General features: G+C 62.9%; 1 protein-coding gene. It reads left to right on the forward strand.

Annotated features, from left to right (window positions below; translation table 11 throughout):
- Positions 1 to 341: 341 nt before the first annotated feature.
- The coding region (locus tag EN781_RS33715) for a cupin domain-containing protein (protein WP_281033549.1) at positions 342 to 620 on the forward strand (279 nt) is incomplete at its 3' end.

Here is a 620-nt window from a genome sequence, read left to right on the forward strand (position 1 = left end):
CCATAAAGCACGCCCATCACCTTACGTTGCTCAAGCCCGCAAGCGGGCTTGAGTGGCGGCATGGACTTCTAAGAAGTCCATAAAGCACGCCCATCACCTTACGTTGCTCAAGCCCGCAAGCGGGCTTGAGTGGCGGCATGGACTTCTAAGAAGTCCTGTCCCATCACGAATAGTGAAGGGCGGCAGAAATGCCGCCCTTTTTCGTTAGGCTCGCTTGATTTTGCACTCGGTGACCTTCGCCACGGAATCGACTCCCGCCCGCATCGTCGAGACCATGGTTATGTGAAGGAATAGGGCCTGGCGCGAAAAGCCGCCGCGCTGAGGCCCAGCCCGGCGAAGCGCTGCCGCCAGTCATCAAAGCCGGGGACCCGAAGGGCGACGGCGGCTGGCTCGGCCAGTTCATAAAGCTGGCCGTGTCGGAGGTCGCGGAAAAGCGGGCCGGCAGCGAGACCGTCCTCACCAAGCTCAGCGAGCTGATGTTCGTCGATGTTCTGCGCCGCTATGTGGAATCGCTGCCGCCGCAGCACACGGGCTGGCTGGCCGGCCTGCGCGATCCGCACCTGGGCAAGGCGCTGGCGCTGATCCATGATCGACCGGCGCATAACTGGACGGTGGGGCGC

The organism is Mesorhizobium sp. M4A.F.Ca.ET.090.04.2.1 (genome assembly GCF_003999085.1).
Classification (GTDB): domain Bacteria; phylum Pseudomonadota; class Alphaproteobacteria; order Rhizobiales; family Rhizobiaceae; genus Mesorhizobium.